The following is a 14,070-nucleotide window of genomic DNA, read 5'->3' on the forward strand; positions in this document are numbered from 1 at the left end:
CACCTCTCTCATCGTTGACGAGATTTTTCCGGTTAGCTGTCTTCGCCAGGCGAGCGACCGTCCGCTCGCCTCCGACTTGCACTCTTTCAGTGCTCCACGTCGTGCAGGAAGTCACGTGGTCGGCAGAAACAGCACGTTGTACTGATCGTAATCGCCCGGCAGGTCGCAAACCTTCATCTCTTGCTCGCGGTCCTCGAAGATGACGACGCAATCCTCATAGAAGCCGGACAGCATCGTTGTGAAGGCTTTGGTTCCCTCCGCTCCGTAGAAGAGCGGGGTGAACTCCATATAGAGCGGCACCCGGCGGGCAAGCAGTGGCTGCATTGAGCGGCAGGCGACCGGTTCGTAACCCTCGATATCCATCCAAACGAGGCCAATTTCGGCTGGGTCGATCGAAAGGCCGGCGAGGATCTCGGGAACCGGTTTCACCGGCACGATGATCTTCTTGTCCGTCGAGCTTTGGCGGATGGCGCTGCTCTTGCCGTGATTGTTGCGGTTGAGAAAAAAGTCGATCTCGCCTTCACTCTCGCCGGCGGCGCAGTTGACGAGGCGGACCTTTTCCTCCAGCCGGTTCTGGCGGATGTTGAGGGCAAGCAGCGGGAAATTGCGCGGATCGGGCTCGATGCTGACGATATGGGCGTAAGTGCCGCTCAAGGCAAAGTAGACGGTCTGGGTGCCGATATTGCCGCCGATCTCGAGCAGCGTCGCATCCTTTCGCAAGAGGCCGCGCTCGCGCAGGATGACGATCAGCCGGTCGACGGCGTCGCGCTCGAAATGGCCCTTCCGGAAGACCTTGCGGCCGATATAGTCCGACGGCGAAAAAGTCATCAGATGGTCGCCGGCATCGACCGTCATCGAGACGACGCGCGGGCCGATAGTCTCGATCAGCAGGCGGCGGCCGAAGCGGGTGTCGAAGAGGCGCGAGGCGGCGGCATTGCGCGCCTTGCGCAGTCGGCGGCTCCAATATTTGGCGGTGAGCCACGGTTTGCCGGGCATCAGTCTCTTCCTTCGAGCGGTTCTGCCGCTTTCTCTCTCGGAATGACGTAGACTTTCAAGGGCAGAGCCCGGCCGCGCACGCTGATTTCACGGCTTTCGATGCCGGCGAGATCGGCGCCGGAGAGGGCCGCCACCGGTTCGGAGATGACGATCGCCGCTTCGAACTCCTTGGCAGCACTTTCCAGCCGGCTCGCCACATTGACGGTATCGCCGATCGCCGTCAGGCTGCGCACCCGGCCATAGCCCATCGTGCCGACGACGGCCGGGCCGGTGTGAATGCCGATCGCGATGCGCAGCGGCAGCGCCAGTTCGTCGGCGAGCTCTGCGGCGAGTTTCTCGATCTCGGCGACGATCGCCGCGGCAGCGCTGAGCGCCTGGCGGCAAGCTTCCTCCGGCGCGGTGTTGAGGCCGAAGAGCGCCATGGCGCCATCGCCGATGAACTTGTCGAGGCGCCCGCCCGCCTGCTCCACCGCCTTGCCGATGATGGCGAAATAACGGTTCAGCAGGAAGACGACGTCGAAGGGCAGGCGCGTTTCCGTCAGCGTGGTGAAATGGCGGATATCGACGAAGAGCACGGCGATCTCGCGTTCGCGGCCGGGGCTCGTCTCCTGGCTGTTGGCGGGAAGGGCCGCTTCGAGCGCCGGCACGAGCAGCGGCGCCACCGCGACATCGCGGTTCGGGCGAAGCTGGCAGGCGAGCCGCACATCCGGGCCGGCATTGATACGCCTCAGCGTCGTCTGTTCCATCTTGTCGGGGACCGGCAGGTTCCCGTAATCGCCGAGGATCTGCACGCGGCAGGTGGAGCACTGGCCCTTGCCGCCGCAGACGGAATAATGCGGCAGGCCGCCGAGCCGGCTTGCTTCCAGCACCGAGAAGCCGCGCGGCACCCGGATCACCTCGCCGCCCGGATAATGCACGGCCACCTGGTCGAGGCGCTCCTTCAGCTTGCGCCGGGCGCGGGCGGCGACGACGATCAGCAGCGAGGCCGAGAAAGCGCCGTAGAGGCCGGCGCGGATCGTCGAGACCTGACGGATAACCTCCGGGTTCGAGGCGTAACGGGTGTTGACGGTCGCTTTGTAGGGGCTGTTGGCAATCGCCTGCTGATAGGAGGGGTCGGCGAGCGTCCGGCCCATTTCGACGAAGCCGAGCAGCGAGAGCACGGGCACGAGGATCGCCAGCGCCAGCAGCAGCGGCGCGAAACTCGGGTACCAGGGGCGGTAGCGCAGCCAGAAATGCAGGCCGATGCAGCCATGGATCCAGACTGCGACGACACCGAGCGCCTGCCGCAGACCATTCCCCGGAGCCCTGATCCACAGCGACCCGACGACCGTCTCGTAATCATCGATATAGCCATAGAGCTCATGGGCGATGCGCGTGCCGATGACGTGATCGATGAGCAGCAGCGGGATCAGAAGGCCGAGCACAATCTGCGCCATTTCGCCCTTTGGCATCACCAGGCTGCGGCGCATATAGATGGCGCGCAGCACCAGCGCGATGTGGATCAGAACCGACGAATAGAAGATGGTCGTCCCGACGGGATTGCGCCAGATCGCCATGAACAGGCGGGCGGCTTTATCGGCGGCGGAGACTGAAATCAAACCGATCGCATGGTTCGACAAATGCAGCAGGACGAAAATGAACATGACGAGGCCGGAACCAAGTCTCGCCCTTCTGATCGTACGCTCCGAAAAAATCCCTGTGGCCGAGACCGTCGTCATGCATTCCCGTTCTTGTCGATGCAACCGCAGGCCCATAGAAATTGAGAAAGAGGCGGAATTGCTTCCATCGCCATCACATTCCATATGCTTATGCGCAAGTTTTAGAGAAATGGACAATAGCGGAGTTTCGCCACCGGGCATGCCGGTTGGAAACAGTGTGTCCTTACGTGAGGGTTGTGCATGCGGGTGGCTTTCTACGCGCCGATGAAATCGCCGAACCATCCGGTGCCGTCAGGCGACCGGCTGATGGCGCGGCTGTTGATCCGGGCGCTGGAGCACGCCGGCCATGAAGTCGAGATCATTTCAGAATTCCGCACCTATGCCGCGACACCCGAGGCGGCAGCGGCGCTCGAACCGGCGATCCGTACCGAACTGCAGCGGCTGCGGGAAAAATGGACTTCGGCGCCGCGACCCGAGCTGTGGTTCTGCTACCACCCCTATTACAAATCGCCCGACCCGTTCGGGCCGGTGATTTCAGCCGAATTGGTCATCCCCTATGTCACCGTCGAAGCCTCCTATGCGGGCAAACGCGACAGGACCGGCTGGGCAGGCGTGCAGAAGTCAGTCGGCGAGGCGATCCTGCAGGCAGCAGTCAATATCAGCTTCACCGCGCGTGACCGGGCCGGGCTTTCGGCCGCCTTTCCGCAGGCGCGTCTTGCCGGTCTCCAACCCTTCATCGACACGGGGCTGTTCGAGAGGGTCTCACCGGCGCCCGATCCGCTGCGGCTGATGGTGGTGGCGATGATGCGTGCGGGTGACAAGATGGAGAGTTATACGATGCTTGCAAAAGCGCTGCTGCTGATCGAAGACCGGCCGTGGACGCTTGCAGTCATCGGCGATGGGCCGATGCGCCACGCGGTTCAGGCGCTGTTTGCCGGTTTTTCCACGGACCGCATCGAATGGCTGGGCGAGCGGGACGCGGCCGATATCGCCGAATTGCTTGGACGCGGCGGTATCTATGTCTGGCCCGGCTGCGGCGAGGCCTATGGTCTTGCCTATCTGGAAGCCCAGGCCGCCGGCCTGCCGGTCGTGGCGCAGGAAACGGCGGGGGTGCCTGATGTGGTCGAGGCCGGGGTGACCGGCCTGCTGACGCCGGATGGCGACCTCGCCGCCTATGCCGCGGCCATCGCTGCCCTGCTCGACGACGGGGAGAGGCGCGACGCCGTGGGGAAGGCGGCGCGGCGCTTCGTGCTCGGGCAACGCTCGCTGGCGAGGGCGGCTGAGATATTGGACGGAATTTTGCAGGACAATGCTGCAACAGGAGTAAGGCGATGACCGACAAGACGATCTGGGAGCCGCTGCGCCGCGAGCTTGACCGCTGGCAAGCCGCCGGCCGCGTAGCCCGCTTCTGGCTGCGGGATGACGATGCCGTCGAGCCGACGCTGGCGTTGGAGATGCAGCTGGCGCTGACGGGCGAGAGCGCGGTGCCGCTGACGCTTGCCGTCATTCCCGGCCTGACCGGCGGGGCATTGGCCGCGCGGCTGGCGGGGGAAGCAGGCGTCACTGTCGCCGTGCATGGCTGGTCGCATACGAACCATGCGAGGCCGGAGGGCAAGAAGCAGGAACTCGGCGGCGATCGGCCGGCAGACGTCGTGCTCGGCGAATTGGGCGAAGGGCTGCGGTTGCTGCAGCGGCTCCATCCCACCCGTTTCCTGCCGGTGCTGGTGCCGCCGTGGAACCGGATCGATGCCGCCCTCATCCCGGCATTGCCCGCGCTTGGGTTTACGGCACTTTCGGTTTATGGGCGGGCACAGCAGGACGGCCCGGTGCCGCTTCTCAACACCCATGTCGACATCATCGATTGGCACGGCACGCGCGGCGGACGCAGCGAGGCGGAATTGGTGGCCGAGCTGGTGGCCGAGCTTGACGACCGGTTTGCCGGCAGCGACGAGCCGATCGGCGTGCTCACCCACCATCTGGTGCACGACGCGGCCGCATGGAACTTTCTGTCAGCCTTATTCGCGGCGACAGGCCGACATCCTGCCGTCCACTGGTCGGCGGCATCGGCGCTTCTCAAGCGGTGAGAGTCTCGACGCCTGCGACGATGATCCGGCGATGCCGGACGAGGCTGGCCATCGGAAGGCCTCCGATGGCCCCGCTCATCTACGGTCTTCCTCGAACTGCTCGGCGCCCTCCACCGGCCGCAGCCACGGTTCGCGGCGCTTGATCCAGAGTTCGTAGCCGGGCACCAGGGGCGTCGGGGCTTCGGACAGAATGCCGAGCTTGATTTCTGCCTCCTCGTCATCGACGGAAAATAGCCGCGAACCACAGCCGCTGCAGAAATGCCGGCCTTGGAATTCGCCGGTTTCCCCAGAATGCTCAAACTGGCCGGCGGGCCAGATCCCGTAGAAGGTAAAGGCCGAACCGCTTTCCTTCCTGCAGTCCATGCAATGACAGATTCCAACGCGAATGGGTTCGCCGCCAACAGAGATGTGCACCTGCCCGCAAAGGCACTTTCCGGAAAGGTTGGTCATAGGGATATCCGCTTCATCGATCTTGCGATGCCGAGGAAACGGTCAGGACCGGCATCTGTTCCGTTAGCGCGAAAACGGCCTGCAGCGCGCTGGGGGCAGGACAAGAGCAGTTCAAAATCCGGCGCTAAGATCGAACGTATTGTGAACATCACGCAGCCCGGAGGATTCTGCCTAGCGGCAATGGCCTGAAGTAGATGCCGGTGAGGTTATATGCGCCCAACTGAGCGGCGAGACGTGTTTGAGCAGATCGTCGGGGATGTTCGGCCCTGCTGGCGCAGATGGGCTGTCGCCCGGCTGAGATAGACGGCGTTCCAGTGGACGATGGGCGCTGACGACCAGATTTGAGGGCCGAGGCGCAGAATGCCTGGCTGCCGAAGGACCGGTCACGGATTTCGCCACGCTTGTGGAAGGCGCGTTTGAGTTTGTGGGCGGCATCGCAGCAAGTTTTTCGCGCCGCTACCGGCCGTCAAAGACGTCCGGATGGTGGGATTATCGTCAAATCAGCACTCGCTGTCTTTGGTTGATAAAGCCGCGTGTCACCAGGAACAGTTCCGACCTTTATATCGGCAGGGGAAGTCCAAAACCGGTCTGCCCGCGCCTTCGCGATCGAGCTACCCGTTACCCAAGAGGATTTGATCGCGCATAGGCCCCGGGCGATGTTCCCACGTGCCGGCTAAATGCCACGCTAAACGCGCTTGCCGAGCCATAGCCAACGCGTTGTGCAATCTCTGCGGTTGCAACATCACTGCGAAGGAGTTGCTTTGCCAGTGCCATCCGCCAGCCAGTTGCGTATTCCATGGGGGCTACACCAACCTCTCTCCGGAACCGCTCAAAGAAAGTTGAACGTGACATGGCTGAATCCTGCGCCAGCGCTTCCACGGTTATACTGCGACCTGGATGTTCGTGAATCCGGCGCAATGTGGGCGCCAGCTGCGGATCGGCCATGCCGCGCAAGAGGCCCGGTGGCGCAGCCGCACCGCTCGTTGAGCGTAACGCCTCAATCAACATCACCTCCAACAACCGGCGAAGCACCATTTCTCGGGCAGTCCGGTCGTGTCGCGTTTCGTCGTTTATCATCCGGACCAGCATGGTTAGGCGGTCTTCACCGCGGACATGAATGACCTCCGGCAATAGCGAGACGAGAAGAGCCTTGTCATCCGAGCCGAAAGCACAATGTCCAACCATTGCCTTGATCTCGGCCGGCGCATCAGGGTCTCCCAACCGGAATACACCCGGACTAGTCTCAAGACGCTGCGCAAGCGCTCCGCGATGCGGTGGTTCCAAGCTGCTCATTGTGAACGAGAAGACTTCCGGAACCAGCACGAAGTCACCGGCCGTCAGCAGCATCGGCTCACCACCAGTGATGGTCATCCGACAACACCCTTCGACCACGGCGCAATAGAAGGGGCTTCCGAGCTCAGTGCGCTCGACGAGCCAGCGGCCGCCGCCTGTCACCAATTTGGATATCGACGGGATTGGCTTCAGCAGGGAAACGACTTCTGCAATTGGGTCGGTCATGAATTGGACTTGTGCTAAATGAATTCGGACAAACGAATATAGATAGTCCGGTACAAGTAGTCCATCTCTTGGCAGCGTAATCGTCAGGAGACAGACACATGCCAAAGATCCTCGTCACCGGTTGCTCTTCCGGATTCGGGCTCGCCATCGCGCACACCTTCCTGCAGGCTGGATGGGACGTGGCCGCGACCATGCGCACCCCGCGGACCGACCTGCTACCGGATACTGAAAGCCTTAGAGTGATTGCGTTGGATGTTACCAATGCGGAAAGCATCATAAGGGCTGTCGAAACCGCCGGGCCGATCGATGCTCTGGTCAACAATGCCGGTGTTGGCATGCTGAACGTGCTGGAAGGCGCTGAGATGTCGAATGTCCGCGACCTCTTCGAAACAAATGTCTTCGGCGCGATCGCACTGACCAAAGCGGTCCTTCCGCAGATGCGGGTACGAGGTGCGGGCGTCATCGTGAATGTCAGTTCCAGCGTCACCATCAAGCCGCTGCCTGCACTATCCATTTATAGCGCCAGTAAGGCGGCTTTGAACGCTTTCACCGAAAGCCTTGCCCTTGAGGCCGCGCTCTTCGGCGTGCGCACGCGGCTGGTGCTGCCCGGCTCGGCTCCGACGACCGCCTTCGGGAAGAATGCAGTGGCACGCATGGGAATGGAGATCCCCCAACCTTACAGCGCATTCGTTCACGACTATCTCACGGCCTTGCGCACGGGGACCGAGGTGACGACGCCGGAAGATGTGGCCCAGGCCGTCTGGCGTGCCGTAACGGAGCCGGACGCGCCGATGCGGAGCCCTGCCGGGGCGGATGCGCAGACCTGGTTCCGCGAGACAGGTCATCCTGTGGCGTGAAGGCGACTACTCGGAAACCCAAGCTCAGGATATTCGACCATGAACAATCTGATCAATCTCGCCAGCCACATTCCCACGCCTGATGCCACTCTCACTGTAGCCTACACCCCAATCCGTTTGCCAATGGAAGGCCGCCAGCCGCTTGAACTGCGTTTAACCGCACCTGCAACGGGCAGCCACCTGCCCATCGTGCTCGTGTCGCACGGTTTCGGCCCCTCAAATTACCTTCCATCGAAGGACGGCTACGCTCCATTGGCTCAGTTTTGGGCGGAACGCGGTTTCGCTGTCATTCAGCCAACGCATGCAAGCTCGCGCGTCGGCGGTTTGCCTGCAGGCGCACCTGGCGCGCCTTTCTTCTGGCGCGAGCGCGTGGAGGAGCTGAAGGCGGTCATCGAGCAATTGGTTGAGGTGGAACATCAGGCGCCCGCTGTCTCCGGGCGGCTGGATCATTCCCGAATCGCGGCGGCCGGTCATTCCTTTGGCGGCCACACCGTTGGGCTTCTGTTGGGCGCGCGCGTGGACGGTGAGGATTTTTCCGATCCTCGAATTTCGGCGGGAATTCTGCTGGCTGCTCCTGGGCGCGGCGGAAAGGACATGACCGAGGAGAACGCAAGCCGGTTTCCCTTCTTCGATGTGGATTTTTCCAGTCTGACAACCCTCAGCCTTGTTGTCTGTGGTGATCAGGATGATCCGCATTTCACCCCGCGCGGTCCCGAATGGCATGCGGATGCTTTTCAGGATGGCCCGGGCGCGGAGGCACTGTTGATGTTGCGCGAGGTTGGACACGGGCTTGGCGGGATTGCCGGCCTTGACGCGCGCGAGACCGAAACCGAGGCTCCAGATGTACTGGAAGCCACGAAACGTTTGACCCTCGCCTGGCTTCAGACGGCACTTGCAGTCGATGAACATGCGTGGGTTGGCGCGTGCGGCGCGCTTGAGGGTCTTGCGGCTCCGATTGGGCACGTCACGCGCCGTACACACTAAGCCACATCCGGCGCCCCGGCTGCTAGCAAGTCACCTTCTGGCTGCTGAAGCGGAAGGGGTGTTCTTGCGCACCTAGATCACCACGATCTGGTTGTCGCGGGCGGCAAAGGATTCAGGGAATGCGGCCTGCGCCTGCGTTTCCATCTGCGCCAGCTGTTCGTCGGTGCGGGAGGGGGCGTGGTGGAACAGGGCGAAACGTTTGGCGCCGGCTATCTTTGCAAGCTCGGTGCCATGCTCCCAGGTCGAATGGCCGAAGCCCTTGAAACGCTGCATCTCGTCTTCATTGTAGGTGCAGTCGTAGACGACGAGATCGGCACCCTTCATCATCTCCAGCGAGACCGGGTCGTAAGCGCCTGGAATATGCTCGATATCATAGATCAGTGCGACCGAACGGCCCTGCCATTCGATGCGGTAGCCGATGGCGCCGCCCGGGTGGTTGAGCATGAAGGTCTTGATCTCGATGCCCTCGTGAGGCGTCAGCACCTGTCCGGAATGGAAATCTCGGAAGTTCATCGTCGCCTGACAGATGTCGGTCTTGACCGGAAACCAGGGCGGGCTGATGAACTGCTCGACCATTTCCCGCGTGCTCATCTTGCCGTCGAGATGGCCGGACCAGATGTTGACGTTGATCGAGGGATAATAGATCGCCTTGAAAAACGGCAGGCCGATGATGTGGTCGTAATGGCAATGGCTGAAGAACAGATCGACGTCGCTGACGCCGTCGGCGAGCAATGACAGCCCCGCCTCGCGCAGGCCGGAGCCCGCGTCGAAGATCATCCGATGTTTTCCGCAGCGAATTTCGATGCAGGACGTATTACCGCCGTAGCGGTCGAACTCGGGGCCCGATACGGGAATACTGCCCCGGACGCCCCAAAATTTTACCTGAAACAGTTCTGTCGTCATCGTTCTTCAAACCGGCCTTCCCGCATCGCCATCGTAATCATAGTTTATCCCGATGCGAAGCAGTAGAATTCCACGGGTTTGCCTGTGCCCCTCTCATTCTCCTAACCGCTAGCGGAAGAAGGAGTAGATTTTCCTAAGCAATCGGCTTTTGCGCCGGAAAGCAAGCCAGTATGGTTGGTTTTCGGTAAACGGGCTGCTGGGCGGGGACATTTTCCCGTAAGTCATGCCTATTAGATGGTTGCGCACGATTGAAAAAACAATTGCTGTCACCTCGCGCCAGAATTCAGCCTGCCAGCATCACGAATTCCACGCCCGAGAAATCAAGCACCCCGCGCAATGGAAGCTGTTTTTGCCAGTCGTCCCGCGCTCATCGCCCGGTTGAGCGGGCACTACCGAATGAATTGGAGAACTGAGCATTGGCGCAACCCAACCCCGCCAAGGTCCGCTTTCAATTTGTAACGCAACGCCCGCGGGATGATGGTTGCGGCGTTTTTGTCTTGCAGATGCTCACCGGCAGACCCTACGGCCAACTTGCCGGCATGATCGATTGGGGAGCACAGACCAATCATTACACCACGTGGAAAGAACTAAGCTGTGTCCTAAGCGAGTTGGGGTGGCGTATTGGCGAGGTACGCAAGGTGGAGAGCTGGAGTGACGTCATCGGGGTGGCGCTCGTCCATGTCGAAGGAGACCACTTTATCCTGTATGACGCTGATAACGGCATTTTCTATGACCCAGGCCAATGGGAAGGTCCCGATCTCGATACCCAGCTTGTTCCCCTGAGCTATCTTCCTGTGCATTTGCCAGAAAGTGCATAAACCGCCGACAATTGTTGGATCATCCAGCGGGCGTTGATTTCTGCCGCCGCAATTCCTGAGGCTGGACACGACAGGCATCTCCGCCGAGGTCGGTGTGACTCGCATCTGTGACCGAATAGAGAGCGCAAGCCTGACCAAACTAAAGGGGTATGTGGATCCGCGCACATTCAGTGTCCGCGGAAACCTCCATCGTATGAGAAAATTGGGTTCGGTATTGCGTGAATGCTTCCTTGCTTGGCATTGCCGAAAAGCGATATATCAGATGATATGAGAAATATAAGAGACTCGTGATGCTCCAGCCTGTTGTAAACGAGACCATCGCCGAGAGCAGCTACCGGCGCATTCGGGCCGACATCATTTTCGGGCGGCTGGCGCCCGGGCAAAAATTGAGACTGGAAAGCCTGAAGGAGGCCTACGATACCAGCATCAGTACGCTCAGAGAGGTGCTGAACCGGCTCTCCTCCGAGGGTCTGGTCGTTGCCGAGGGACAGAAGGGGTTTGAAGTTTCTCCGGTATCCGTCTCCGACCTCAAGGAGACGGCGGCAATGCGGCTTCTGCTCGAGACGCATGCCTTGGAGCAGTCATTCGCGCATGGAGACGTGGAATGGGAGGCGCCGCTGGTATCGGCCCACTACAAACTGGCGCGGATGGAGCAGGTGATGGCAACCGGCGACACCAGCAGGGCCGAGGACTGGAAGCGCTATGATTGGGAATTCCACCAGGCCTTGATTTCCGCATGCGGGTCGAAACTGCTGATGCAGACCCACTCGGGGATCTTCGACAAATATCTAAGGTATCAGATGGTCGCTTTGTCCTACCGGGGTGACGTCGCCGCCGATGAACACCAGCAGCTTCTGGATGCGGCCCTGCGACGGGATGCAGAGACGGCCAAGCGAGTGCTTGCGTTTCATATCCAGGGCGGGGTGGAACATGCGCTGGCCAAAGGGACATTGAAATAACAACGGAGGTCTTTTCAAGATTTAAGGCCATCACACTTCTCGGCGAAACCAGGAAAAGCCATGCTCAAGCAAGTCCACGACCCGGCTGAAACAGTAAGCGATGTCGTCTTCCGGCAGATCCGCGAGGATATCATATCAGGCATATTGGCGCCGGGGGCCAAGATCAAACTGGAGCAGGCAAAGGAGCGCTACTCGATCGGCATTTCGTCGCTGCGCGAAATTCTGAGCCGCCTGACCACGGAGAACCTCGTCGTCGCCGAGGGGCAGCGTGGTTTTGAAGTGAGCCCTGCTTCGCGGCGGGAGTTGCTGGAGCTTGCCGACCTGAGGATCGTTCTTGAAACGCATGCGATCGGCCCTGCATTCGCAGCCGGAAATCTCGAATGGGAAGGGCGCATCGTCGCTGCCCATCACCGGCTGGCTGCCGCTGAGCGCAAGCTGCTGGCGGGCGACGTCTCGCGCACGGTCGACTGGGTCCGATACGATTGGGAGTTCCATCAGGCGATCGTCTCGGCCTGCAATTCAGCGACGCTGATGGCGACATTGTCGTCGGTGTTCGACCGCTTCCTTCGTTACCATATGCTGGCCGAAAGCTTTCGCGGAAAGCCTGTTGTCGATGACCACAGGCTTTTGTTCGAACTGTCCATTCAACGTGACGTCGCCGGCGCGACCGAGGTGGTCAGACGGCATGTACAAAGCGGCGTAGAGCAGGTGCTGAAGAGCGGCCGCATTCTCTGATTTAATAAGCGTCTTTCGGAATTCCTTCCGGACGCATCTGCCTTTTCAGCGCGGCGATCCGGAAAATTGCATTTGGCGCGCCATATCCGCGATAGCCGCGGCGCTCGACGATCTCGAAAAAGAAACCCTCGCCATAGGTTCCGCTATAGAGCTGGAAATATTCGCCATGCTCGTCTCGGTCATAGAGGATGTTCTCTGCTTTCAGCCGCTCGGTCATGACAGGATCGAGCCCGAAGCGGGCTTCGACGTCGTCGTAATAGTTCGGCGAAATGTGCAGGGACCTGAAGCCGCAGCCACGAAGTTTTTCGGCGGTTGCAAAGATGTCGTCGGTTGAAAATGCCAGATGCTGGATGCCGGACCCGAACTTCTCCGCAATGAAATGTCCGGCCAGGGTGCGGCGATTTTCGGCTCCGTTCATGGTAATGCGCAACTCGCCCGACTGGTTCTCGACGACTTGGCTGCGCACCACCCCGGCTGGATCGATGATGTCGACCATCGGGGTCTTATGGGTCTCGAAGATCGACGTGTAGAACAGAAGCCAGGTGAGCATTTCATCATAGCCGACCGTCTGGGCGACGTGATCGACGCGAAAAAGGCCGCCGTCCGCCGTCTGGGCGTCGTCGGTGACCGGCCGAAAGTCGATTTCGGAAAAGCGCCCCAAGGCGCTCTTGTCGTCGATCAGATAGACGATGCCGCCGCCCACACCCCGAATGGCCGGCAGTTCAAGCTCGCCCGCCGCGACCGGCTGGCTGAATGCCTCCGCATCCAGGGCAAGGGCGCGCGCATACGCCTTTGCGGCATCGTCGACGACCAAGGCGATCGCATAGGCAAACGTGCCATGAACGGCGTAGGCCGCATTGGCGAATCCCGCCTGATCGACATTGACGAGGATCCGGATCTCGCCCTGCTCGAACAGAGAGACTTTCTTGGTGCGGTGGACGGCAGTCTGCTTGAACCCGAGGGTGCGCAGCAAAGCCACCAGCTCGACTTCATCTTGTTCGTCCGTGGCAAACTCCACGAAGCCGACACCTTTCACGGCAGCCCTTTGCGGCATCGCCGCCCCGGTCATGCTGTCGGCGCCGAGATGGCGCCGCACCTGGTCGCCGAGATAGATCAGTGAGCGGTGGCCGTCGGCGGCGATTGCCCGCGACAGGCCGCCTCGAAACTGGTCGTTGAAAATCTCCAGCGAGAAATACCCGTCATAACCTGTGGCAGCGACGGCTTCGGTGAACGCCGTGACGGGAAGATCGCCTTCTCCAGGCATATTTCGGAAGTGACGGCTCCAATAGAGCAGGTCCATGTCGATCAGCGGCGCATCGGCAAGCTGGACGATAAAGATCTTCTCTTTGGGAAGCGAGCGGATGGAATTGACGTCGATCTTGCGCGACAAGGTGTGGAAGCTGTCGAGGATGAGGCCGACATTCGGATGATCGGCGCGTCGCACGATTTCCCAGGCGTCGCGGTGGTCGCTGATATGGCGACCCCAGGCGAGCGCCTCGTAGCCCACTCTCAGTCCACGCCGGGCGGCACGCTCGCCGAGTTCCCGGAAATCCTCAGCCGCACGGTCGATGCCGCCGATGGCCGCCGGCGAGACGTTCGAGCAGACCAGCACCAAATCTGTTCCAAGCTGCTGCATCACGTCGAACTTCCGTTCGGCGCGATCGAAGGTGCGGCTTCGCAGCGGCTCCGGCATGCCCTCGAAATCTCGAAACGGCTGAAACAGCGTGATCTCCAGGCCATGGTCGCGCACGAGTTTTCCGACATCGGCCGGGCTTCCGTCGAATGCCAGGAAATCATTTTCGAAAATCTCGACGCCGTCGAAGCCCGCTCGGGCGATTGCCTCGAGCTTTTCCGGCAGTTCGCCGCTGATCGTCACAGTCGCAATCGAGGTCTTCATATCAAAGCCCTTTCGGCATCCACCGCCAGCCGCGAAAACTCGCTCTCACCTATTATTGCAAATCTCGTGAGGAATTAAAATAGATAGAGGCATTATAAAATCTCATATGATTTTGAAAAACTCTGTTGATTTAGCCGTCCGTCTCTGGCAATCATTCCTCCCACAGTCAAAAGGTGAGGTGGCTGTCCGGTCGAATGACCGTCAAAGAGGA

At 60.7% G+C, this 14,070-nt stretch carries 13 protein-coding genes and 1 pseudogene; 7 read left to right on the forward strand and 7 right to left on the reverse strand.

All coding sequences use genetic code 11. The annotated features are described in order from the left end of the window. Positions 1–111 precede the first annotated feature (111 nt). Together HJB84_RS07535 and HJB84_RS07540 are read right to left on the reverse strand one after the other, a co-directional pair. The gene (locus HJB84_RS07535) at positions 112–996 is read right to left on the reverse strand and encodes an FkbM family methyltransferase (RefSeq protein ID WP_207585474.1); all 885 of its coding nucleotides are present in this window, start codon (positions 994–996) and stop codon (positions 112–114) included. Next, positions 996–2,714, reverse strand: a complete 1,719-nt coding sequence (locus HJB84_RS07540; protein WP_207585475.1) for an adenylate/guanylate cyclase domain-containing protein — start codon at positions 2,712–2,714, stop codon at positions 996–998. Before HJB84_RS07540 ends, HJB84_RS07535 begins: the two co-directional genes overlap by 1 nt. Before the next feature lie 180 nt (positions 2,715–2,894). Between HJB84_RS07540 and HJB84_RS07545 the strand changes: the two genes are divergently transcribed. Both HJB84_RS07545 and HJB84_RS07550 read left to right on the forward strand, forming a co-directional pair. Then, positions 2,895–3,989: a glycosyltransferase family 4 protein gene (locus HJB84_RS07545; RefSeq protein WP_207585476.1), complete on the forward strand. Its 1,095-nt coding sequence runs from the start codon at positions 2,895–2,897 to the stop codon at positions 3,987–3,989. Beyond that, the gene (locus tag HJB84_RS07550; protein WP_221115623.1) at positions 3,986–4,738 is read left to right on the forward strand and encodes a polysaccharide deacetylase family protein; all 753 of its coding nucleotides are present in this window, start codon (positions 3,986–3,988) and stop codon (positions 4,736–4,738) included. The genes HJB84_RS07545 and HJB84_RS07550 overlap by 4 nt, the downstream gene beginning before the upstream one ends. Before the next feature lie 75 nt (positions 4,739–4,813). On the opposite strand, the gene HJB84_RS07555 is transcribed toward HJB84_RS07550, so the two are convergent. The 3 genes and pseudogenes from HJB84_RS07555 to HJB84_RS07560 form a co-directional block, all read right to left on the reverse strand. Beyond that, entirely contained in the window at positions 4,814–5,188 is a 375-nt protein-coding gene (locus HJB84_RS07555; protein ID WP_221115624.1) for a GFA family protein, read from the reverse strand. 148 nt (positions 5,189–5,336) lie between these two features. Continuing rightward, positions 5,337–5,624 (reverse strand): annotated as a pseudogene (locus HJB84_RS33495) (Tn3 family transposase); the annotation flags it as partial. Between the two features lie 182 nt (positions 5,625–5,806). Then, positions 5,807–6,706 carry an AraC family transcriptional regulator gene (locus HJB84_RS07560; RefSeq protein WP_207585479.1) on the reverse strand — a complete coding sequence of 300 codons (900 nt, stop codon included), beginning with the start codon at positions 6,704–6,706 and terminating at the stop codon, positions 5,807–5,809. Between the two features lie 98 nt (positions 6,707–6,804). Between HJB84_RS07560 and HJB84_RS07565 the strand changes: the two genes are divergently transcribed. Together HJB84_RS07565 and HJB84_RS07570 are read left to right on the forward strand one after the other, a co-directional pair. After that, on the forward strand, positions 6,805–7,563 hold the full coding sequence (locus tag HJB84_RS07565; RefSeq protein ID WP_207585480.1) for an SDR family oxidoreductase: 759 nt from the start codon (positions 6,805–6,807) through the stop codon (positions 7,561–7,563). Positions 7,564–7,602: 39 nt separating this feature from the next. Then, positions 7,603–8,547 carry a dienelactone hydrolase gene (locus HJB84_RS07570; RefSeq protein WP_207585481.1) on the forward strand — a complete coding sequence of 315 codons (945 nt, stop codon included), beginning with the start codon at positions 7,603–7,605 and terminating at the stop codon, positions 8,545–8,547. Between the two features lie 72 nt (positions 8,548–8,619). Here the strand turns inward: HJB84_RS07570 and HJB84_RS07575 are convergent, their stop codons facing one another. Continuing rightward, entirely contained in the window at positions 8,620–9,450 is an 831-nt protein-coding gene (locus HJB84_RS07575; RefSeq protein ID WP_207585482.1) for an MBL fold metallo-hydrolase, read from the reverse strand. Positions 9,451–9,866: 416 nt separating this feature from the next. Here HJB84_RS07575 and HJB84_RS07580 point away from each other — a divergent pair, with 416 nt between their 5' ends. The 3 genes from HJB84_RS07580 (at position 9,867) to HJB84_RS07590 (ending at position 11,962) form a co-directional block, all read left to right on the forward strand. Next, positions 9,867–10,268, forward strand: coding sequence for a hypothetical protein (locus tag HJB84_RS07580; RefSeq protein WP_259671042.1), 402 nt, complete (start codon positions 9,867–9,869; stop codon positions 10,266–10,268). 290 nt (positions 10,269–10,558) lie between these two features. Then, on the forward strand, positions 10,559–11,227 hold the full coding sequence (locus HJB84_RS07585; protein WP_207585483.1) for a GntR family transcriptional regulator: 669 nt from the start codon (positions 10,559–10,561) through the stop codon (positions 11,225–11,227). Positions 11,228–11,287: 60 nt separating this feature from the next. Beyond that, positions 11,288–11,962: a GntR family transcriptional regulator gene (locus HJB84_RS07590; RefSeq protein WP_221115625.1), complete on the forward strand. Its 675-nt coding sequence runs from the start codon at positions 11,288–11,290 to the stop codon at positions 11,960–11,962. Position 11,963: 1 nt separating this feature from the next. Here HJB84_RS07590 and HJB84_RS07595 read toward each other — a convergent pair whose 3' ends face one another. Next, positions 11,964–13,859 carry a bifunctional sugar phosphate isomerase/epimerase/4-hydroxyphenylpyruvate dioxygenase family protein gene (locus HJB84_RS07595; RefSeq protein WP_207585485.1) on the reverse strand — a complete coding sequence of 632 codons (1,896 nt, stop codon included), beginning with the start codon at positions 13,857–13,859 and terminating at the stop codon, positions 11,964–11,966. Positions 13,860–14,070 lie beyond the last annotated feature (211 nt).

The organism is Rhizobium sp. NZLR1b, assembly GCF_019685155.1.
GTDB lineage: Bacteria > Pseudomonadota > Alphaproteobacteria > Rhizobiales > Rhizobiaceae > Rhizobium.

Bases quoted from the DNA above. Each gene is read 5' to 3' on its own strand.
- HJB84_RS07595 (WP_207585485.1), bottom strand. From the start codon at position 13,859: ATGAAGACCTCGATTGCGACTGTGACGATCAGCGGCGAACTGCCGGAA.
- HJB84_RS07565 (WP_207585480.1), top strand. From the start codon at position 6,805: ATGCCAAAGATCCTCGTCACCGGTTGCTCTTCCGGATTCGGGCTCGCC.
- HJB84_RS07555 (WP_221115624.1), bottom strand. From the start codon at position 5,188: ATGACCAACCTTTCCGGAAAGTGCCTTTGCGGGCAGGTGCACATCTCT.
- HJB84_RS07540 (WP_207585475.1), bottom strand. From the start codon at position 2,714: ATGACGACGGTCTCGGCCACAGGGATTTTTTCGGAGCGTACGATCAGA.
- HJB84_RS07575 (WP_207585482.1), bottom strand. From the start codon at position 9,450: ATGACGACAGAACTGTTTCAGGTAAAATTTTGGGGCGTCCGGGGCAGT.
- HJB84_RS07590 (WP_221115625.1), top strand. From the start codon at position 11,288: ATGCTCAAGCAAGTCCACGACCCGGCTGAAACAGTAAGCGATGTCGTC.
- HJB84_RS07570 (WP_207585481.1), top strand. From the start codon at position 7,603: ATGAACAATCTGATCAATCTCGCCAGCCACATTCCCACGCCTGATGCC.
- HJB84_RS07545 (WP_207585476.1), top strand. From the start codon at position 2,895: ATGCGGGTGGCTTTCTACGCGCCGATGAAATCGCCGAACCATCCGGTG.
- HJB84_RS07550 (WP_221115623.1), top strand. From the start codon at position 3,986: ATGACCGACAAGACGATCTGGGAGCCGCTGCGCCGCGAGCTTGACCGC.
- HJB84_RS07560 (WP_207585479.1), bottom strand. From the start codon at position 6,706: ATGACCGACCCAATTGCAGAAGTCGTTTCCCTGCTGAAGCCAATCCCG.
- HJB84_RS07535 (WP_207585474.1), bottom strand. From the start codon at position 996: ATGCCCGGCAAACCGTGGCTCACCGCCAAATATTGGAGCCGCCGACTG.
- HJB84_RS07585 (WP_207585483.1), top strand. From the start codon at position 10,559: ATGCTCCAGCCTGTTGTAAACGAGACCATCGCCGAGAGCAGCTACCGG.